Annotated in this window: 18 protein-coding genes; 8 read left to right on the top strand and 10 right to left on the bottom strand. The window is 62.4% G+C overall.

Annotated features, from left to right (window positions below; translation table 11 throughout):
• The 3 genes from rpsB to Q5H89_RS07195 all read left to right on the top strand — a co-directional run bounded on the left by rpsB (nt 1) and on the right by Q5H89_RS07195 (nt 2,146).
• Nucleotides 1-774, top strand: a complete 774-nt coding sequence (gene rpsB / locus Q5H89_RS07205; RefSeq protein WP_305018610.1) for a 30S ribosomal protein S2 — start codon at nt 1-3, stop codon at nt 772-774.
• A 163-nt stretch (nt 775-937) separates the two neighbouring features.
• The gene (gene tsf / locus Q5H89_RS07200) at nt 938-1,774 is read left to right on the top strand and encodes a translation elongation factor Ts (protein WP_305018609.1); all 837 of its coding nucleotides are present in this window, start codon (nt 938-940) and stop codon (nt 1,772-1,774) included.
• 102 nt (nt 1,775-1,876) lie between these two features.
• The gene (locus Q5H89_RS07195; RefSeq protein WP_305018608.1) at nt 1,877-2,146 is read left to right on the top strand and encodes a hypothetical protein; all 270 of its coding nucleotides are present in this window, start codon (nt 1,877-1,879) and stop codon (nt 2,144-2,146) included.
• A 2-nt stretch (nt 2,147-2,148) separates the two neighbouring features.
• Here Q5H89_RS07195 and Q5H89_RS07190 read toward each other — a convergent pair whose 3' ends face one another.
• From Q5H89_RS07190 to Q5H89_RS07175, 4 genes are read right to left on the bottom strand one after another with little or no spacing between them, the layout of a single operon-like run.
• A complete protein-coding gene (locus Q5H89_RS07190; RefSeq protein WP_305018607.1) occupies nt 2,149-3,153 on the bottom strand; it encodes a DUF3089 domain-containing protein in 1,005 nt (334 codons plus the stop codon).
• Nucleotides 3,154-3,212: 59 nt separating this feature from the next.
• Complete coding sequence (locus Q5H89_RS07185) at nt 3,213-3,971, bottom strand: SHOCT domain-containing protein (RefSeq protein WP_305018606.1); 759 nt, start codon at nt 3,969-3,971, stop codon at nt 3,213-3,215.
• Between the two features lie 20 nt (nt 3,972-3,991).
• Nucleotides 3,992-4,735: a hypothetical protein gene (locus Q5H89_RS07180; protein WP_305018605.1), complete on the bottom strand. Its 744-nt coding sequence runs from the start codon at nt 4,733-4,735 to the stop codon at nt 3,992-3,994.
• Nucleotides 4,736-4,766: 31 nt separating this feature from the next.
• Nucleotides 4,767-5,027, bottom strand: coding sequence for a hypothetical protein (locus tag Q5H89_RS07175; protein WP_305018604.1), 261 nt, complete (start codon nt 5,025-5,027; stop codon nt 4,767-4,769).
• A 156-nt stretch (nt 5,028-5,183) separates the two neighbouring features.
• On the opposite strand from Q5H89_RS07175, the gene Q5H89_RS07170 reads away from it, so the two are divergent.
• Nucleotides 5,184-5,360, top strand: coding sequence for a hypothetical protein (locus tag Q5H89_RS07170; protein ID WP_305018603.1), 177 nt, complete (start codon nt 5,184-5,186; stop codon nt 5,358-5,360).
• Between the two features lie 75 nt (nt 5,361-5,435).
• Here the strand turns inward: Q5H89_RS07170 and Q5H89_RS07165 are convergent, their stop codons facing one another.
• From Q5H89_RS07165 to Q5H89_RS07140, 6 genes are all read right to left on the bottom strand, one after another.
• Nucleotides 5,436-6,740: an MFS transporter gene (locus tag Q5H89_RS07165; protein ID WP_305018602.1), complete on the bottom strand. Its 1,305-nt coding sequence runs from the start codon at nt 6,738-6,740 to the stop codon at nt 5,436-5,438.
• Nucleotides 6,741-6,796: 56 nt separating this feature from the next.
• Nucleotides 6,797-7,279, bottom strand: coding sequence for a hypothetical protein (locus Q5H89_RS07160; RefSeq protein WP_305018601.1), 483 nt, complete (start codon nt 7,277-7,279; stop codon nt 6,797-6,799).
• A complete protein-coding gene (locus Q5H89_RS07155; protein WP_305018600.1) occupies nt 7,266-7,589 on the bottom strand; it encodes a hypothetical protein in 324 nt (107 codons plus the stop codon). Before Q5H89_RS07155 ends, Q5H89_RS07160 begins: the two co-directional genes overlap by 14 nt.
• 43 nt (nt 7,590-7,632) lie before the next feature.
• Nucleotides 7,633-9,843: an FUSC family membrane protein gene (locus Q5H89_RS07150; RefSeq protein WP_305018599.1), complete on the bottom strand. Its 2,211-nt coding sequence runs from the start codon at nt 9,841-9,843 to the stop codon at nt 7,633-7,635.
• Nucleotides 9,844-10,107: 264 nt separating this feature from the next.
• A complete protein-coding gene (locus Q5H89_RS07145) occupies nt 10,108-10,800 on the bottom strand; it encodes an MlaE family ABC transporter permease (RefSeq protein WP_305018598.1) in 693 nt (230 codons plus the stop codon).
• A gap of 305 nt (nt 10,801-11,105) precedes the next feature.
• Entirely contained in the window at nt 11,106-12,173 is a 1,068-nt protein-coding gene (locus Q5H89_RS07140) for a glycoside hydrolase family 43 protein (RefSeq protein ID WP_305018597.1), read from the bottom strand.
• Nucleotides 12,174-12,897: 724 nt separating this feature from the next.
• On the opposite strand from Q5H89_RS07140, the gene Q5H89_RS07135 reads away from it, so the two are divergent.
• From Q5H89_RS07135 to Q5H89_RS07120, 4 genes are all read left to right on the top strand, one after another.
• Nucleotides 12,898-16,017 carry a SusC/RagA family TonB-linked outer membrane protein gene (locus tag Q5H89_RS07135; protein WP_305018596.1) on the top strand — a complete coding sequence of 1,040 codons (3,120 nt, stop codon included), beginning with the start codon at nt 12,898-12,900 and terminating at the stop codon, nt 16,015-16,017.
• A 33-nt stretch (nt 16,018-16,050) separates the two neighbouring features.
• On the top strand, nt 16,051-17,625 hold the full coding sequence (locus Q5H89_RS07130; RefSeq protein ID WP_305018595.1) for a RagB/SusD family nutrient uptake outer membrane protein: 1,575 nt from the start codon (nt 16,051-16,053) through the stop codon (nt 17,623-17,625).
• A gap of 126 nt (nt 17,626-17,751) precedes the next feature.
• Nucleotides 17,752-18,825: a glycoside hydrolase family 43 protein gene (locus Q5H89_RS07125; protein ID WP_305018594.1), complete on the top strand. Its 1,074-nt coding sequence runs from the start codon at nt 17,752-17,754 to the stop codon at nt 18,823-18,825.
• Nucleotides 18,826-18,896: 71 nt separating this feature from the next.
• Nucleotides 18,897-20,498 (top strand): family 43 glycosylhydrolase, encoded by a 1,602-nt coding sequence (locus Q5H89_RS07120; protein WP_305018593.1) that lies wholly within the window; start codon nt 18,897-18,899, stop codon nt 20,496-20,498.
• The last annotated feature ends 130 nt before the right edge of the window (nt 20,499-20,628 follow it).

Raw genomic sequence — 20,628 nt, 5'->3', positions numbered from 1 at the left:
ATGGCTCAGTCCACCACCTATAAAGAACTGCTTGACGCGGGTGCCCACTTTGGCCACCTTACGCGCAAGTGGGACCCGAAAATGGCGCCGTACATCTTCATGGAGAAGAACGGCATCCATATTATCGACCTGAACAAGACGCTGGCTTCGCTGGATTACGCCGCCAATGCTATTCGCAACATCGCGAAGAGCGGCCGCAAAATCATGTTCGTAGCCACCAAAAAGCAGGCCCAGGAGATTGTGCAGACCGAGGCTCAGCGCCTTAAGATGCCTTTCGTAACGGACCGCTGGCTGGGCGGGATGCTGACGAACTTCGCCACCATCCGCAAGTCGCTGAAGAAAATGGCTACCATCGACAAGATGGTAAAAGAAAACACCGCTTTCGCGGCCCTCGCTAAGCGCGAGAAGCTCATGATGAACCGCGAGCGCGAGAAGCTGGAGCGCGTAATGGGTGGTATTGCCGACCTGAGCCGCCTGCCCGCCGCCCTGTTCATCGTGGACGTGAAGCGTGAGCACATTGCCGTGAAAGAAGCCCAAAAGCTTGGTATTCCGGTTTTTGCTATCGTAGATACTAACTCGAACCCTGAATTGGTGCAATTCCCGATTCCGGCTAACGATGACGCCTCGAAGTCGATTCAGCTCATCATGAACGTGATTGGCAAGGCTATCGAAGACGGCCTGTCGGAGCGTAAGGTTGATAAGGAGGATGCTGACCGCAAAGAAGCTGATGAGGCTGCTATTGCGGAGAAAACCGAAGCTGACACCGAAGCCTAAGCCGCTTTTAAAGCTTGACGAAAGAGGGAACGGTCGAGGCAAGTGCTTGGCAGTTCCCTTTTTCTTTATACCGCGGCCCCCGTGGGTCCGCGCGTAAGTAGTCAAAAACTCATTTCCCCACCACCTCGCGGGCTCGCAGAGCCCGCGTTACACTGTTACAACTATGGCCGCTATCACCGCCGCAGACGTAAACAAGCTCCGCACCATGACCGGCGCGGGCATGATGGATTGCAAAAAAGCCCTGACCGAAGCCGATGGCGACTTCGAAGCCGCCCGCGACATCCTGCGCAAGCAAGGCCAGAAAATTGCTGACAAGCGCGCCGATAATGCCACTTCGGAAGGTTTGGTACTGGTAAACGTGAGCGCCGATGGCACTACCGGCAAACTGGTGGCCCTAGCCTGCGAAACCGAGTCGGTAGCTAAAGTAGCTGACTTCCGTGCGCTGGTACAGCAAATCCTGGACACGGCCGTGAAAACGAACGTGGGCACCAAGGAAGACCTGCTAGCTGCCAAAGAAGCCGATGGCCGCACCGTGCAGGAGCACATCACCGAGCTGACCGGCAAAATCGGCGAGAAGCTCGACCTGACCTACACCACGCTTACCGCTGAGAAAGTAGCTTCGTACATCCACTCGGATAACAAGAAGGGCGTACTCGTGGGCCTGAAAAACGTGGGCAGCGCCGACGTAGCTGCTATCGGCCGCGACGTTGCTATGCAAATCGTGGCCATGAAGCCCGTTGCCGTTGACAAAGACGGTGTGGACTCGGCTACGGTAGAGCGCGAAATCGAAATCGGCAAAGAGCAGGCGCGTGCGGAAGGCAAGCCCGAAGCTATGCTGGAGAAAATCGCCCAGGGCAAGCTCAACAAGTTCTACAAGGAGAATACCCTGCTGAACCAGGAATTTGTAAAAGACAACTCGCTAACCATCGCCCAGTTGCTCGACAAAGAGTCGAAAGGCATGACGGTATCGGACTTCAAGCGCGTAGCCATCGGTGCGTAGTTTGTAGCCTGACTTTAATTAACAAAAAAGCCCGCTGGCATTGTGCCAGCGGGCTTTTTATTTGTGCTACACTATTTAAGAAGACCCTATTACATAAGTATCATGTCAACATTCAAAACAGAACGGTTTGTGTGGGCGGCCTCTACGTTTTTGCTTGATTCCTTGGCTGGTATCGCAATTATTTTAAGTGCTTTTAATTTGCACAATCCTCCAGGCGAAGCGTCAATAGCAGCTATGAGGACATTCGTTATTTTAAATACTTTAGTGTTACTTATTATTTTTCTAGCGAAAAAACGGGAAGCTTTCATCGGCTTCGCGCTAGGAGCGTTTTTACCTTTCCTTTTCGTATTTGCGGTCCTGCTTAGTCAATAGCCTCACTTAGAGTTAGCTTTCAGCCATACCCGGACCCTAGCCCGCGCATTCTGGCGCACGTTGAGATAGAATAGGTTGTAATCGACAATGTGATAGGAGGCGCTCAGCGCCTTTTCGCCGGGAATGTGCAGGTGGCGGTAGCCGGGCGGGTGCTGGGCAGCGGCCCAGAGCAGACCACGGTGAATCTGGGCGCCGGTTACGTGCGGGTCGATGCGCTTGAAGGTGAGGGGCACGCCGCCCCGGTTGAGGCTAGCGGGCGCGGCGGCCGAGTCGAGGGTCCAAGTCAGCGGGTTGGTGACGAGCAGGCCGTGGTAGGGCGCAAAGTCGGTGCCGCGGGTGGCGGTATTCCAGCCGATGATGCCGCCGGTCTGAAGTGAGTCGCGCAGGGCGGGCAGGTGCTGGTATTCGTCGGGCTTTACTTTGCGACCCACTAAGTAGGCCGCAATCAGCTGCTTGCGCAGCTGCGGGTTGTCATCGACCAACTCATGCAGCAGGCGCTGGGCGTGGGTAGTGCCTTGGCTGTGGCTAGCCAGGATAAATGGCCGGCCGTGGTTGTAGTGCGCGAGGTAGTACCGAAAAGCGGCCTTTACATCGGCATAAGCCAAGTCGAGTGCGGGCTGGGCGCTAGGGTCTTTGGGCGCGAAAAAGCTGTAGAGCGTGGCTTGCCGATAGCGCGGCGCGTAGAGCCGGCCTACATCATAGAAGAGGCTGGCCTGATTGCGCAGGCAGGTGAGGTCGGTGTAGTGGCGTAGCCGCCGCAGGCGCATCGGTGCATTCCAGTACCCTAGCCGCCAGAAATAGGTGGTGGGGTGCACGTAAAATACGTCGGCCACCGTATCAGCGGGCGTAGGAATGGGCCGGGGCAGGCCGGGTGGGCGCTGCCGGGCGGCAGTACGGTGGCCCGGCAGCGCTGCCCAGGTGGCGCTATCGGCGTAGTCGGGCGCGGGACCGGCGCTCTTGACCGAGAAATGGTGAGCTGGTTTTAATAAGGTCAGGCAGCTACTCAATAGAGTTACTGCACCTAGCATACTGCCCAGCATCATCTTACGAACACCCATTGCCTGTGCTACTGGGGTGGTTTGGTAGTAGCTGCCGAGTCAGTAGTCATGGTCGTGGTGGCAGGGCTGGCGGGGGCAGCTACCGGGGCCTTGGTAGCCGGGGCAGGGCTAGCCGCTGGCGCAGCCACTGCCGAATCGGACCGGAACTGGCCGGCGGCCGGGGCGGGAATTACTGCCGGGGCCACGCGCACGGTTTCGGGCGCGGCGGCGGGCGGCAGGTTTAGCTGTTCGGCCTGGGGGCCCACTTCGGGCACCACGGCTGTGGAGTCGGCGGCGGTTTGGGTGCCGCTGGTCAGGTGCTCGTCGGGCTGGGTAGGGCGGCCTATCAGCAGATAAGCCACTACGCCCAAAAACACCAGCAAGCCGCCAATGGCAAACACGAGGTTGAGCGGGTTGCGGCGCTCTTCGATGGGTGGCAGGTCAGACTCGTCGGCCGGAAACAGGGTAGGGGCTACGGCGGCCAGCCAATCGGGGCTAGCGGGCGGCGGGGGCGGCAGTTCGGCGGGGTTAGGGGCCACCGTATCGTAAGCGGCCAGGGTAGTTTCGGGCTCGGGGGCTAGCGCCTCGGGCGCCTCTTCGGGCACTACGGCGGGCGTGGGGGCTAGCGCGTCATCGGCGGGTGAGGTGAGGGGCAGTGCGGGCTCGGCGCCAAAAACTATCTGGCGCTTAAGAGTTTCGAACTCCTGGGGCGTGATGGTGCCCGCATCCAGCATTTCCTTGAGCTGGCGCAGCGCAGCGAGCGACGAATGAGGGTCGGAAGGACTCATAAAGAATAGAAAAACAAAAACTACTTGGCCACCACGCCGGCCAGGCGCGTTTTGCGGCGCTCCAGCACCTGGCTTTTCACCTCACGCAGCTGGCCGTTGCTGATGAGCCGCAGGCTGTCCTGGCCCAAGCTTTGGGCGTTGGCCTGGTTTTGGCGCAGCAGCTCCTCAATGCGCTTCAGGTTGGCGGCGGTGTTAGCACGGGTGTTATCTATGTTGCGGTTAATCTTCTCCTTTTCCTTATCGATGGCCGCTACCTGGGCCTCCGCATCCAGCACTTGCTGGCGGAAGGCGTTGATGCGGGCGGCGGGCGCATAGCGCTCCAGCATGGCCTGCAGGCGCTTGAACTCGGTGCTGGTGAGGTCGGGCGAGAAGAAGGTTTTCTCGCCAAAGCCCCCGAACAGCGCCACCTCGGTGGTCGAGTCGGTGAGGGCCGTGGTGGCGGCGTAGATGTCCACGGCGCGGCTCGAAATGCTGGTGCCCGCCACCTGCTTGGCCGTGAGCACGCCGTTTTTCTTGGTTACCATGCTCACCAGCCCGTTTTTGAGCGGAATGCGGTAGGTTTCCTTCATGTAGCTCTGCAAGAAGTCGCGGGTCTTCTCCTCGTTGCCATCCACCACCACGTTTACGCTGTACTGGGTGCGGCCGGCGTAGGGCAGCTGGCCCTGGCGCACCACGTAGTTCTGGCCCGGCTCGTAGGTTTGGGCCCGGGCGGCGGGGGCTAGCAAAGCGCTGAAGGTGAGCAGTAAGAGAAGTCGGCGCAGCATAGCAAAAGAAGAGAAAGGTGAGTGGGTAAGCTTAGCGGAGGTCGTGGCGGGCGAAGGCGGCGCGCAGGTCGTCGCGCATGAGCTGGAAGCGCGCCACGGCGGCAGCCAGAAACTCCTCGTCGAGCAGCTGGCGGATTTCCACGTCGGGCGCGGCCACGCCGCTCAGGTCGAGGTCGGCCACTTTGTAGGTTTGTTCGAGCGGGCCCTGCTCCAGCTTGAGCAGGTACTTGCCATTCCAGGCCAGCAGGGTGATTTTAACTTGCGGATACGGGATGTCGGCAACGTGGCGCATGGGCAGCTAGCAGAGATGGGGGCCGAAGATAGCGCCCCTGCCCCACCCCGCCGGTATAGCTCCGCCTTAACGCCCGCCCGGGCCGCCTCGTATAAAAACCAGGGCCAGCCCGCGCAGGCCGGCCGTATCTCACTCAACCTTAATCCTTTTCCAGCTATGCCCCAGGGAGATAAGTCGAAGTACACCGACAAGCAAAAGCGCCAAGCCGAGCACATCGAAGCAGGCTACGAGCAAAAAGGCGTGCCCCCAGAAGAAGCCGAAGCCCGCGCCTGGGCCACGGTAAACAAGCAGGATGGCGGCGGCAAAAAGCCCGGCGGCTCGGGCCGCAAATAGCCCTCTCCTACCCTGGCCACCACGGCGGCCGGCGCGCACCAGGGGCGCTGGCCGTCGTTTTTTTGTGGGTAGCCCTCAGGCGGCCAGGGGCTGCTGAATAACTGCCGGGTGGGCCGGCGAGCGATGCAGCGCAACTACCAGCCCCAGCAGCAGCAACCCGCAGCCCACGCCGATAAGGGGCGCCGATGTTACGTCCAGCAGCCAGCCATTGAGGTAGCTGGCCGTGACGGTGCAGAGGTTGACCAGGGCCATGTAGGTGGTGAATTGCGAGCCCTCGATGCGCGGCTGGCAGAAGGCCATGAGCAGCGGCATGGCGGCGGCGCTGAGCAACGGGTCGGCCAGGTTCATCACCACTAAGCCGGTGAAACCCACGGCTTTCACTGGCCAGAAGGCGCCCAGGCTGCCGAAAGTCAGCAGAAACCCCGCCAGGCCCGCCATCACCCAGTATTGCAGCCGCGCCGCGCCGAGGCGGTCGACGATAATACCGCCGCCGAGCAGCACGCCAAAGGCGATGACGCTGCCCAGCGTGCCCTGCTGGGCCGACACCTCGGCATCGGCCCAGTGCAGCGAATGGATGAGGTGGAAAGTATAGGCGTTGTTGAAGAGCGAGCCAGCCAGGTAGGCCAGGAAGATGATACCGAAGGCGCGCAGGCTGTGTTTTTCGACCATGCTGCGCCACAATTCGGCAAAGAGCCAGGCGAGCGGCGGGTTGGCTTCGGCCTCGGGCTGGCCCTCGGCCACGGGGCGCTGGCCAAGGCCGAAGCGCGGCAGCAGGTGGTCGGTGCGCTCGAGCTTGATGAAAAACGTGAGCACCGTGAAAGCCAGCAGGGCCAGCGACTGCGCCAGCGCCGCCCGCCCAAAGCCGCCGTGGTGCAACACCCACGACAGCGCCGCGCCGCCCACCGCCCAGCCCAGCAAAAACCCGCCGCGCATGAAGGCATTCACGCGCCCGCGCTCGGCCACCGGCACCACCGAGATGGCGATGGCATCGACGCTGGCATCCTGAATGGAAGCAAATACGCTGTGGATGAAGAACACGGCGCCCATGAGCCCTAGCTGGGCCACCGGCTGGCGCACCAGCAGCAGCGAGAGCGAGGCCAGCACCGCCACCAGCTGCGTGAGCACCACCCACTGCTTGCGGTGCCCGATAACGGAGTATTGATACTTGTCGATGAGCGGGCCCCACACGAACTGGAACGTCCAGGGCAGGCCCACAATGGCGGCGAATGACCCCACCGCATGGGCCGACAGCCCACTGCCAATGAGGTAGTTATACACCGCCGTGAGGCCGAAGCCCGCCGGAATGCCCTGCATCACATACAGGTAAAAGAAGGTAGCGTAGCGCAGCCGGGCGCTGTCGCGCAGAACGAGAGCAGACATATCCTATAGGCGAACTACTTAACTTTACCTGTATTTACCAGAATAGCTAGTATCGACTAATGGTAAATTGTGGGGAATTGTGTGTAGTCGTTAAGATATGAAGTAAGAAGTTGCTTTGAGCAATGCACGTGACCATCGAGGGCAAAACGCACATGAAGTACCAATATCCCCTTACTTTCAGAACCAATCTTATTTATTTCATAAAGGTCATTCAAATCAGAACGCGAAATAATCAGTGGTGAGTGCCAGCCAGTTTCTGGATGGCGCACCATCAAGGCATAAGTTAATTCCGGAGTAGGCAAGCTCTGTAGCTGTGGCAGCGGAATTGCAAATTGTGCTGTGATGCCATCCTTTATTTTCTTAGCCTGAGCTGTTTTTACCTGAACGCGCACAAATTCACCTTCTTTATCTTTTACCACCAGTATATCATCTCCTACATCCACTTCTGGCACAGCAACGTTCCAACCCCTAAATAGAAATTCGGCCATAGCAGCAAAATGACCCGCCTTACCTAAATAAAGATTATTACGCTTCGACATCCTGCAAGTTAATCTTATACAAAACCTTATGTGATACAGGCTCTTCGAATTGAACAATATTTACCTGTTCTTTGAGTTTAATCAACTGAGAATTATTTACCCCGAGTAGTGTCAGCAGAATATGCTTAACAATTGGCCCATATTGACTTTCAAAGTCCGTCTTTGTACCCTGAGCTACAAAAACATTACCGAAGGCCGACCGCTCACTCGCCAGTGTTTCTGCTACTAACTTTTTAGATAAAGGAGAGAGCCCAAACGTATAACCATCAAATTGGCGGCTAACGCTTACTGTTAAAGTTTTCATATGCATCATTTTTAAGGTTATAGTTCTAACACAAGCTAATGTACTATAATTACGCCACCAGCGCCTCGGTTACGCGGCTGAGGTCGCTGCTCACTTTTTGCAGAAAGGCCAGCTGCTCGGCCAGGGTGCGGTCGGGGCTGGCGGTATCGGCCAGGGCATCGGCGCGCACCTCCTGCATGAGGGGCACGGTGGCGGCCGGAGCCGCCGCAACCTCGGCTTCGGGCGCGGGGGCGGCGGCTAGCCTAGCCAGGCTTTTGCTGAGGGCGGCCTGGGCACTGGTGAGTACGCGGCGCGTAGCGGGCGGCACGCTGGGGTTGGGCGTGGCCGCATCCTGCCAGGTGGTGGTGAGGGCCGAGATATTGGCCGACAGAATGTGGTTCAGCACCACAAACTCGTGCACCTCGGTGGGGTGGCGGCGGGTGCGGCGCGGCTCGGACAGCATGCGCTGGAAGGCCGCCGCCAGGTTGGCCGAGGCCACGTACACGTCTTTGCGCAGCAGGCGGTACGTGACAGGCGGCACCTCGCGGCCGGCCAGGCGGTCGGCCAGCTGGCGCAGGTAGGCCAGGTTGGCGCGCAGCGTGGCAGCCAGCAGGTCGGGCAGCTGGTCGCCCTCCCAGCGCGGAAACAGCAGATAGGCCGTGGCCAGGGCAATGGCGCAGCCCAGGGCCGTATCGGTCAGGCGCTCCTCAATTACCCCGATGTACCCTAGCCCCAAAAAGCTGAACATAATGAGCAGGTAAGCTGTGAGAAACGTTACCGTGACCAGGTATTTGGTACGCTGAAACGAGTAGGCGATGACCATGAATACCAGCAGCAGCCCGAAACGCACGTCGCCGTCGGGCACGGCCCACAGCACCAGCGAGCCCAGCACGCCCCCCACCAGCGTGCCGCTGATGCGCTGAATGTTGCGCTCGCGGGTGAGGCTGAAGCCGGGCTTGAGCATAAAGGTCACGGTCATTAAAATCCAGTAGTTGTGCTGGCCGTGCCAGAGCAGCTCGGCCACCGCGAAGGCGATGGCGCAGGCCACGGCCATGCGCACGGCGTGCCGAAACACCGACGAGCCCAGGGTCAGGTTTTCGCCGAAGGCGCTCCATTCCAGCTCCTGGCGGGCCACAAACTGGGTGTGGCTGGCCATGCGGCTGGCATCGGGGGTTAGCGCGGCAGCCTGGGCCTCGTCGAAGTAGCGCCGGATGCTGCGCACGCGCCGGTGCAGGTCGCGCAGGTTCACCAGTATTTTTTTGAGCACCAGCGTGCTTAGGCCGGTGCCAGGGTCGGGCGCGGGCAGGGCATTGATGCGGGCTTGCAGCTGGGTAAGCTCGGCCAGGCGGTCGGGCGGCGGGCTGCCGTAGGCGCGGTTGGCCAGGATGGCGCTGCCCAGGTAGTCGAGGTCCACGGCCAGGCGGTTGATAAAGCCCTGGATTTCGGCCAGAATACCCGTGCTGCCAAAGGCCGCGCGCAGGGCGCCGTAGTCGAAGTAGCCCGCCGTAATGTGCTCGTAGAGGTCCACCGTTTCGGTGAAGGTGAGCACGAGGCGGCGGCCGGCGCTGGTGCTTTCGCTCACTATCTGGCGCGAGCGGAAGATGAGGTCGCGCACGGCTTCCTGCTTTTCATTCACCACCACTTGCTGCGCCACCAGGCGGCGGTAGTCGTCGTCGAGGCTGGTGCTGGCGTTGTAAAACGTGGCCTTGATGTGCAGAAAGCCCGCCACGGCGTGCAGGCACTCGCCCAGCGCCTGCTGCGCCGAGCGGTAGGGCTGCACCCGGCTTTGCACCAGCGCCAGCAGCAAATACCAGCACCCCCCCAGCCCCAGCATAGCGGCATGCAGCAGGTTGGCTTTCCAGCCCTCGGGCGGGTGGGCCAGCGTAAGCACCATACCCAGCAGCGTGGCCGAGCCCACGGCGCCCGCCCGGGCGCCCCATACCAGCAGCATCGTCAGCCCAAAGCTGAGGCCCACCAGCACCACGCCCAGCCCCAGCCGGTGCGGGGCTAGCCAGCCCACCAGCAGCGCCCCCACAAACACGAGGCCCAGGGCGGCCAGCAGGCCATTGCGCCGATGCTGCAAGGGGCCGGGCGTGTCGGTCACGCTCAGGCACACGGCGCCGGTCGAGATGGTAATGCCGGCCGCAAACTGCCCCCACTGCGCCCCCAGCACCGCGGGCAGCAAAATGGCCAGCGTAGTGCGCAGCCCATCGGAGAAGTGCTGGCTGAAGAAAAAGTACGAAAGGTCGCGGCGCGACACGCGGGGCAGGGCAAACGGCATGGCTAGCCGAAAGTACGCGGTGGGTCGGGGCCGGGGTTACGCCGGCGCCCCGCTCCGGGTCTTGGCTAGGCCCAAAACAGCCTTAGCCAAGACTAAAACAGCCTTAGCCAAGACCCAAACAGGCTTCGCCAGGGTTCTCCGCTTCCTTGCTAGCCTCAACCTAGCCTTAGCGAAGACCTAAACGACCCTGGCTACGGCTATTTGGGTCGTAGCCAGGGTCGTTTGGGTCTTCGCCAGGGCTGTTTGGCTCCTGCTGCCGGCCGGCTACAGCAGAATGCTGGCCAGCGCGTAGTCGGCCAGCAGAATGGAGATAATGGAGTTGGTAACGGCGGCCGTGCTGGCCTTGCCCACCTCCAGGGCGCCGCCCTTGAGGGTGTAGCCTTTATAGGAGGAGATGGCCGATACCAGGAAGGCAAATACTACCGACTTTATCAGCGAAAACAGCACCGTGTAGGGCTTGAAGGCGTAGCGAATGCCCTCGATGTAGTCGGCGCCCGGCATCACGCCCGCTATCTGGGTAGCCACGTAGCCGCCCAAAATGCTCAGGTTCATGGCCAGGATGACGAGCAGCGGAAACACGAATATGGAGGCGATGATGCGCGGCAGCACCAGGTAGGAAGCCGAGTTGATGCCCATCGCATCGATGGCCGAAATCTGCTCGGTAATGCGCATGGTGCCCAGCCCGCCCGCAATGGCCGAGCCCACCTTGCCGGCCAGCACCACCGAAATAATGGTGGGGGCTAGCTCCAGAATGGTCATTTCGCGCACCATAAAGCCCACGGTGCTCATGGGCACGAGCGGGTTCACCATGTTGTAGGCAATCTGCACGCAGGTTACGGCCCCGATAAAGGTCGAAACCAGACCTACGATAAAGATGGAATCGACGCCAATCTCGATGGCCTCGTCGAGGGTGCGCTGCCAGAGCACGGCGCGGCGCTCGGGGCGGGTTACCATCATTTGCATCAACAGCACGAAGCGGCCAAACGCAGATATTGGCCGAGGATATTTATACATCACCTAGAGATAACTAACGAGCCCCAAAGGTACGACCCGCAGGCAGGCCCGTAAAAAGAACGCCTGGCGGGGCCAGGCACCACTAGGCGTTCGAGGAGGCGTTTTACTTTAAAAAGGTTGCCTCAGGTGCTACCGCGGCTTTGCCCGCGGCCTACCAAGCGCTGGGCACTGACCCCTCCGGCGTAAACGCCCCCCAGCCCCTCTCCGTGGGCCGGGGGCTGGGGCGACGTTTATGCCGGGCGAATAAGCTACTTCGGCAGCGGCTGCGGCGTGTAGGTGGGGCCCAGGCAGCGCGGGCCCTGGGCCGTCCAGGCCAGCGGGTCGAGGCAAAGCTGGCGCTCGGTCATGGCGGCGTTCCAGGCGTGGTACACCAGGTATTCGGTGCGGCCGTCGGGGCCTAGCACGTGGCTGTGGTGGCCGGGGCCGCGCACGTGGCCCGGCACCGAGTGCAAGACCCTGGCCCCGGCATCGGAGCCCGAGTCGACATACGGCCCCAGCACGTGGTCGGCGGCGCAGTAATCGACGCCGTAACGGTCGGTGAGGAAATTGGCGCCGCTGAAAAAGCAGTAGTACTTGCCCGCGTGGCGGCGCACAAACGGCCCTTCCAGGGTGTGCCACTGGGCAAAGGTGCGGTTGCCGTAGAGCGGCATCAGGCGGTTGGCCTCGAAGAGCGTCCACTTGTGGCGGGCGCGCAGCACGGTGCGCGGCTGGCCGGCCAGCTGCGTCATGCTGGCGAGGCGGTCTACCACCAGCCCCGTGCCGGGGTAATAGCCGTCGTTGGTATCGGTAAAGTCGCGGGCGTAGAAGAGGTACCATTGCCCGTCGGTGTCCTGAAAGGCGTGGGCATCGATGGTAAACCGGCTATCGGCCACCGGCAGGCTAGCCACTTCGGTATACGGCCCTTCGGGCCGCGGGCTGGTGGCCACCTTCAGCTGATGCCCCACCGTGGCCCCGATGGCGCCGCCCCCGCGCGAGTAGTACATGTAAAACGTGCCCTGGTGCTCGACCACCTCAGGCGCCCAAAAGTCAAACTCCTCGCTGCCGGCCGGGGGCGTGAGCGCCCCGCCCAGCGGCTGCCAGTCTACGAGGTTCTCCGATTTTAGCAGCGTAAACACCCGGCCATCGGGCGTGCGGCCCCGGCCGGTGGTGCCGAAGGCGTAGTAGTGCCCGCCGTGGCGCAGCACGAAAGGGTCCGGAAAATTGCGGGCCAGCACCGGGTTAGTGTAGGTGCGGGCGGCGGCAAAAGCAGTGGGGCGCATGGCAAGCAGGGCTAGCCCCGTGAGCGAGCCCGTAAGAAAGTGACGGCGGGTGGGCATGAAGCAGGTAAGGAAGGCTGGCAACAAGTATACGGCACGAAAGGCCGGCGCCCGGCTGCCAATGCCCGCTGAAAGTCCGGACCACCCAGGGCAAATGCAAACGTTTGCACACCATTGCCACCTTAGCAGTAGTGCCGGCGCATCCTGCAAAGCAGTTTTATTGGTATTTTTTATCTAACTAAGATTGTATTTAACAACAAGTTATGCTTCATATCTTCATCTAATCAGCGCTGCTTTACCGCCCGGCTGGCCGGCGCAAAAAAGGCAAGGCTTCAACGCTTTGCCGGCAGCCAGTGCGGCTGGGCCGGCCGGACCGGCCGGGCTTTTCGGCCACTACAGGCCATGCCTACGCGCTGGTGTGGCCAGCGTGGTGCCCGGCCGGCCCTGGTATTTTCCGGGCCGCCGCAGGATGCAAGAAAAACTTGCTTCCGTTAATTATTCACCCTGTACCCTTGCTTATTAGCAAACCGGCTTTACTTTTACGTCATCTTGCAGCGTCGATTTCGCCCGCGCATTACGGCCAGTCTCTCCCATCGGGCGGGGCTAGCCACGGGCGCAACGACTACCGCGGCCCAGCCAAGGCGCAGCAATCGGCTGCTCCCGTGCGGGTTGGCGCTGCTTGCCGGGCGGAAGCTGCTTTTTTTTAGGCCTTTATGCAAACGATTGCACGAAGCCTGCCGCAACTGCCCCTTTCCCTGCCTCTTTTCACTTTTCTCCCACCCATATGAAAAAGCTGCTACCCCCTCCCGGGCGTTTGCTGATTCCCGTATTGGCTTGCTGCCTGCCGCTGGCCGTTGCCACGGCCGCGCCGGTTGCCGTTATCACTCCGAAAGCCCTGGCCGGCAAGGCCAGGCTGGCCCAACCCGCCGCAACAGTTACCGGCCGCGTAACGGACGAAAAAGGCGAAGGCCTGCCCGGCGTTACGGTACTCGTAAAAGGCACTACTACCGGCACTTCGACCGACGTCAATGGCAATTTTTCTATTGAGGTGCCCACGGGCGGCTCGCTCGTTATCTCCTCGATAGGCTACGCCACCCAAACCATTGCGGTGGGCAGCCAGACTACCCTGGCCGTGCGCCTAGCCACCGACACGCAGCAGCTTTCCGAAGCCGTGGTGGTGGGCTACCTCACCCAGGAGCGCCAGAACGTGACCGGCTCGGTAGCTACGCTAGGGGCCACCGAAGTGCGCCGGGCCCCGGTGGCCTCGGTGGGCGAGGCCATTCAGGGGCGCCTGCCGGGCGTGCAGGTTACCAACTCGGGCGTGCCGGGCCAGGGGCCGGTGGTCAACATCCGGGGCCTGGGCTCGCTGGGCGGCAGCAACAGCGGCCCGCTCTACGTGGTAGATGGCCTCTGGATTGAGCCGACCAGCAGCGCCGGGCGCGACATCAACCCCGCCGATATTGAGTCGGTGCAGGTGCTGAAGGACGCCGCCGCGCTAGCCCCCTACGGCAACTCGGGGGCCAACGGCGTTATCGTTATTACCACCAAAAAGGGTAAGCAGGGCACGCCGGCCATCAGCTTTAACGCCAGCGGCGGGGTGCAGAACCTGATAAAGCGCCTCGACCTGGCTAATGCCGCGCAGTGGGCGGCCGTCAACAACCAATCGTACGATAACGCGGGCCTGCCGCGCCAGCCCTACGCGGCCAACCTGCCCGCCGGCATCGACACCGACTGGCAGAAAGAGCTGTTCAAGCAGGGCTCGGTGCAGGACTACAACCTGGGTTTTTCGGGGGGCGGGCCGCAGTCGAACTTCAACGTATCGGGGGGCTATTTCAAGCAGCAGGGCACCATTATCGGGCCGCAGTTTGAGCGCTTCACGGCCCGCGTGAACACGGGCTTTACCCGCGGACGCCTGCGGGTGGGCGAGAACCTGCAACTGGTGCGCGCCAACCAAACCTACGTGAACGGCGCGCCCTTTACGGAGGTGCTGCGCATGCCGGCCGTTATTCCGGTGTATGACCCCACCGTGCCGGGCGGCTTCGGTATTGGCAACAACAACGCCATTACCTTCGGCACCAACCCCATTGCCTTGCAGCGCCTGCTGGTGAGCACCAGCACCAACAACCGCATTTTGGGCAACGTGTACGGCGAGGTGCAGATTTTTGACTTCCTGCGCTACCGCCTCAACCTGGGCCTGGAGTACCACGGCTTCCGCGACCAGCAGCGGCGGCAATTCGGCGTGTGGCGCCGCAACGACGCGACCACGCCTTCTTACTTTGGCGATGACCAGGGCAACGAACTGTTTGGCCAAGCCGAAAACACGCTGACGTTTGACAAGAGCTTCGGCCAGCACAACCTGACGGTGGTGGCCGGCTACAGCCGCCAGCGCCGCAGCTTCGAGTTTACTAGGGGTGTTAACTTCGGCTATGGCACCGGGCCGGTGTACTACTGGGCGCTCGACGCGGGCTCGCAGACGCCGCAGGTCATTGGCTCGTCGTACGTGCAGGGCAAAGAATCACTCTTCGGCCAGGTAACCTACGACTACGACCGCCGCTTCCTCGTGACGGGCGCCTTCCGCCGCGATGGCTCGTCGCAGTTTGCGCCCGACCGCCGCTGGGGCAACTTCGGGGCCGGCTCGGTGGGCTGGCGCATCTCGAAGGAGAAGTTTATGGAGAACGTAACGGCCATCAGCGACCTCAAGCTGCGGGCTAGCTTCGGCAGCCTCGGCAACCAGTACCTGAGCGGCGCCTACGGCGGCTCGTACCTCTACCAGGGCGCGCTGAACACCAACGCCAACTACGTGCTGGGCACCAGCCAGACCATCCAGAACGGCGCCATCCAGACGACCCTAGCCAGCAACGTGCGCTGGGAAGAGCGTCGCACCCAGAACTATGGTTTTGACCTGGCGCTGCTCGAAAACCGCTTCTCGCTGTCGGCCGACTATTACATCTCGCGCACGGCCAACGCCCTGGTGTCGCCCAACCTGCCGCAGGTACTCGGCAACGCCGGCGCGCTGCCCTTCCAGAACCTGGGCTTGCTCGAAAACCGCGGCTTCGAGTTTAAAGTAGGCTACGCCGACGACCGCAAGGACTTCAAGTACGGCGTGTCGGCCAACCTCACCACGCTCACCAACAAGGTATTGAACCTGAACTCGGGTTCGATTGATGGGGCGCCGTCCAACTTCCTGCAGGGTGGGCCGGGTGCCACTACCCGCACCGAAGTAGGCTACGAGATTGGCTCGTTCTACCTCTACCAGTTCGACGGCATTTACCAGACCGGCGACGCGAATATTCCGGCCGGGCTGCAAGCCGGCGACGTGCGCTACAAGGACACCAACGGTGACGGCCAGATTACGGAGGCCGACCGCGTGCACGTGGGCCGGGTATTCCCCCGGATTCAATATGGCCTGAACCTGACGGCCAGCTACGGCGGCTTCGACCTGGCGGCCTTCTTCCAGGGCGTGCAAGGCAATACGGTATTTAACGACGCCAAGTACTGGCTGGAGCGCACCGACGACAACAATAACCACCTGGCCAGCTTCACCCCCTGGACGCCTACCAACCCCTCTACCACCACGCCCCGCGCCCTCATTGCCGGCGGCACCGGCGGCATTGCCCCCGGCAACAACGACCGCTACCAGACCACCCGCTGGCTGGAAGACGGCTCGTACCTGCGCCTGAAAAACGTGCAGCTAGGCTACTCGCTGCCCAAAACCATGCTGGAGCGCACCAAGTACATCGGCTCGCTACGCCTGTTCCTGACCGGCCAGAACGTGTTTACGGTGACCAAGTACAGCGGCTACGACCCCGAAACTGTAGGGCAGGGCTCGCTGGCGCGCGGCGTCGACGCGGGCTCCTACCCCAACCTGCGCTCATTCACCCTGGGCCTGCAAGCTGGCTTCTAAGTCTTTTCTCCCACCCGTATCTATCTAGCTATCATGAAAGTATCTATCCTGACCCGGCTGGGCCTAGCGGGCGCGCTGCTCCTCTCGGCCACGGCTTGCGAGAAAGACATTCTCAATCAGGTGAACCCCAACCTGCCCACCGTGCAGTCGTCGTGGCAAACCAGCGACGACGCCGTGAAAGGCTCCACGGCCTGCTACGCGGGCTTGCAGGGCCTGGGCATGTACCGCCGCTGGCTCAACTTCGCCTTCGACCTGCGCGACGACATTGGCTGGAGCCAGAGCCCCTGGGGCGAGCTGGCCGACTTCACGCGCTTTGTGCAGCAGAACTACGACTTTGAGGTGTCGAGCACCATCTGGCGCGACCACTACCGCACTATTTTCCGCTGCAACCAGGTGCTCGACCGCGTGCCCACCATCACGACGATGGATGCCACGCTGCAAAAGCGCGTCATTGCCGAGGCCAAGTTTATCCGGGCGCTCTCGTACTTCAACCTGGCCTCGCTCTACGGCAATGTGCCGCTAGCCCTCACCTACGTTACCGACCTGAACGCTACCATTCCGCAGGCCAAGGAGGCCGACGTGTGGGCCCAGGTGTATAAAGACTTGCAGGAAGCCGCGCCCGACCTGCCCGTATCCTACAGCGCGGCCGACGTGGGCCGCGCCACCAAGGGCGCCGCGCAGGCGCTGCTGGGCAAGGCCTACATGCAAAACAAGCGCTGGGCCGATGCGCAGGCGCAGTTTGCGCTGGTCATCAGCTCGGGCACGTACAAGCTGACTTCTACCTACACCGACAACTTCCGCCACACCTCGGAAAACAACGTGGAGTCGATTTTCGAGGTGCAGTTCTCGGATGAGAAGAAGGGTGGCAACGACTCGGGCGGCGGCCCCGACGCTACCAGCTCGCAGGGCGGGCAGCGCTCGCAGTTCTGGGGCGTGCCAGGCTTCGGCTTCAACGACGGCGAGGTGCGGCCCTGGCTGGTGAACGAGTTCCTGAAGGAAGGCACCACCACCGGGCAGCGCGACCCGCGCCTGGCGGCCACGGTGTTCTACAACCGCAAGGACCAGAGCCAGTTCCCGACTGCCTTGCCCACCGACGGCGATACACTAGCCTACGGCATCGGCTTTTTGACCCGCTACGGCAAGGACGCCCGCAACCGGGCCCGCGTGTACTGGCGCAAGTACCAGACCGACTACTACCGCCAGTTTGAGGACTTCGACTCGCCCATCAACCAGCGCGTGATGCGCTACGCCGACATCCTGCTGCTGCAAGCCGAAGCCCTGAACGAGCAAAACCAGACGGCCACTGCCGTACCGCTCATCAACCAGGTGCGCAGCCGCGCGGGGCTAGCCCCGCTCACGGCGGGTAGCTTCACGCAGGCCAGCCTGCGCACCCAGCTCATGCACGAGCGCGCCACCGAGCTGGCCGGCGAGGGCGTGCGCTGGTTTGATTTGCAGCGCTGGGGCCTGCTCGACACCCAGGCTAACGTAGACCAACTTAAAACCCGCGATGCGCAGTTCAATACCTTCCGGGTGGGTGTTTCGCGCCTGCTGCCGCTGCTGCAAACCGAAGTTGACCTGCTGCGCCTGACGCAAAACCCGGGCTACTAGCCCATGACCCGCCCGCCAAGGCACTAAATACCCGCCGCCGTGCTTTCTTACCAAAGCGCGGCGGCGGTTTTGCTTAAAGTAGGGGGCCGCCCGGGCTGCCTGCGTCATCCTTTTCCCACCCTTTCTATGCCTATCTCGCTATCCGCGCGCTGGTTTACACTGCTGCTGGCTGGCAGCATGGCCTGCAACTCTTCGTCGGGCGGCGGCTCTACGCCAGCGCCCACGCCCACGCCTACCCCGGCGCCTGCTGCTACCACGTTCACCAACCCGCTGCTGGCCAGCGGCCCCGACCCGTGGGTGTATCAGAAAGATGGTTACTACTACTACATGCAAACGACGGGCACCAACCTGGTGCTGCGCAAAACGGCCAAGATGAGCGAGCTGGGCTCGGGGGTGAGCACCACCATCTGGACGCCCAAGGCCACCGGGCCGACCTCGCACGACATCTGGGCGCCCGAAATTCATTTTCTGGATGGCAAGTGGTACGTGTACTTCACGGCGGGGCCCGGCAACTGCTGCGGCGGCCAGCGCCTGTGGGTGCTCGAAAATGCCAGCGCCGACCCCACCCAGGGCACCTGGACCGAGAAGGGCCAGATAGCCGTACCCGGCCAGGATTTGTGGGCCATCGACGGCACCGTGCTGGAGCAGAATGGCAAGCGCTACCTCGTGTGGAGCGGCCAGGAGGCGGGCTCCGACCAGCAAAATCTTTACATCGCCCTCATGAGCAACCCCTGGACGCTCAGCGGCGCGCGCACGCAGCTCAGCCACCCGCAGTACGCCTGGGAGCTGAACGGTACGCCCAAGGTAAACGAGGGCCCGGAGGTGATTCAGCACGCGGGCAAAACGTTTTTGGTGTACTCGGCCAGCCACTGCACCACCGACGACTACGCCCTGGGCATGCTCACGGCCAGCGCTACCGCCGACCCGCTGGATGCGGCTAGCTGGAGCAAATCGACCTCACCCGTTTTTTCTAAAAACCCCACCAACAATGCCTACGGGCCGGGCCACAACGGCTTCTTTGTGTCGAAAGACGGCACGCAGAACTGGATAATCTACCACGCCAACCTGCAAGCCAACCAGGGCTGCGGCGATGCCCGCAACCCGCGCATGCAGCAGTTTAGCTGGAACTCCGACGGCTCGCCCAATTTTGGCTCGCCGGTGGCCACGGGCGTGGCGCTGCCCCGGCCGGCCGGCGAATAGCCCGCTCGCCGTTTCACTCACCACCTCAAACCTACGGCCTGCCTCGCGCAGGCCGTTTTGTTGTTTCATTTATGCTGCATAAGTTCTTTTATGGCTCCCTGGCCGTGCTGGGGCTGCTGAGCGCCGCCCCGCTAGGGGCCTCGGCGCAGGTGAAAGTTAGAAAAGGTAAGTGGGCCGCGCCGGTGGCCCGCCCGCTAGCCCCCGTCGCCATTGCCAACCCCGTGCTAGCCGGCGACTACCCCGACCCGTCGGTAACCCAGGTGGGCAATACCTACTGGGCCACGGCCACTTCCTCTAACTGGGGGCCGACGTTTCCGCTGCTGAAATCTACCGACTTGCAACACTGGAACCTGGTGGGACACGTTTTCCCCGGCGAGCGCCCGGCCTGGGCCGACTACTACTTCTGGGCCCCCGAGATTAGCCACGATGCCAACGGCAAAATCTACGTCTTCTACACGGCCCACAAGCGCGGCGGCAACCTGGCGGTGGGCGTGGCCAGCGCTGACCGCCCCGAAGGCCCCTACCGCGACCACGGCCCGCTGGTGGGCCAGCCCGACGGCTCCATCGACGGCTTTCCGATGCAGGATGAAAAAGGCCAGCCTTACCTCATCTGGAAGGAAGACGGCAACAGCGTGCAGAAGCCCACGCCCATCTGGGCCCAGCGGCTGAATGCCGACCGCACCGCGCTGATAGGCGACAAAACCGAGCTGTTTCGCAACACCGCCGCCTGGGAGGGCAACCTCGTGGAAGGGCCTAGCGTGGTGCGCCACGGCGGCTACTTCTACCTGTTTTACGCGGCCAACGGATGCTGCGGCGCCGGCTGCACCTACGCTACCGGCGTGGCTAGGGCCAAGAACTTACTCGGCCCCTGGGAGAAGTACGACCGCAACCCCATCCTGACCAAAAACGACACCTGGACCTGCCCCGGCCACGGCACGGCCATCGAGCGCCAGGGCCACTGGTACATGCTGCACCACGCCTACCAAACCGGCAGCATGCAGCACGTGGGCCGCCAGGGCGTGCTCAGCGAGTTTAAATGGACGGCCAGCGGCTGGCCCGAGTTCCTGGCTAACCACGGCACGCCCGCGGCCGCCGCGCCCGCACCGGGCGTAGTGGCCGATGAGTTTGCCAGCGCTACGCTAGCCCCGGCCTGGGAGTGGCCGGTGGAAGACAAGCCCACTTTTGCGCTGCAAAATGGCCGGCTGCAACTCACTGCCCGGCCCGACAAGGGTGGCGCCGCCCTGGGCCGCCCCACGCTGGCGGCCACTTACTCGGCCACCACTACGCTGCTCAACCCGGCCAGCCTGCCGGCCGGCACCACCGCCGGCCTGGCCGCCCTCGGCGACCCTAGCAACGCGCTCAGCCTGCTGGCCGGCGATGGCAAGCTGCAAGTGCAGGAGCGCCGCGATGGCAAAACCCGCACCCTGGCCGAGGCCCCGCTGCCGGCCGCTAGCCCGGCCCTGTACCTGCGGGTGCAGGACCAAGGGGGCAGCCACTACCGCTTCGCCTACAGCCCCGATGGCCGCACCTGGACCGAGCTACTACCCGCCGGCCAAACCGCCGACGGCGCCTTCCTGCCGCCCTGGGACCGGGGCGTGCGCGTGGGCGTGGTGGCCCAGGGCCCCACGTCGGCCACGGCCACGTTCGAGCGCTTTGAAGTGACGAACGAATAAGTTCGCAGAAAGAATGAAACTCGTCCGTCATGCTGAGCTTGCCGAAGCATCTTGCCAGAGTGCGCAAGGCTACTATTCCTTACGTAACCTGCCAAGATGCTTCGGCAAGCTCAGCATGACAGACGTTCCT

Origin of the sequence: Hymenobacter cheonanensis (genome assembly GCF_030581075.1) — a bacterium.
Taxonomy (GTDB): Bacteria; Bacteroidota; Bacteroidia; order Cytophagales; family Hymenobacteraceae; genus Hymenobacter.
This window is presented reverse-complemented; position numbering and strand designations above follow the sequence as displayed.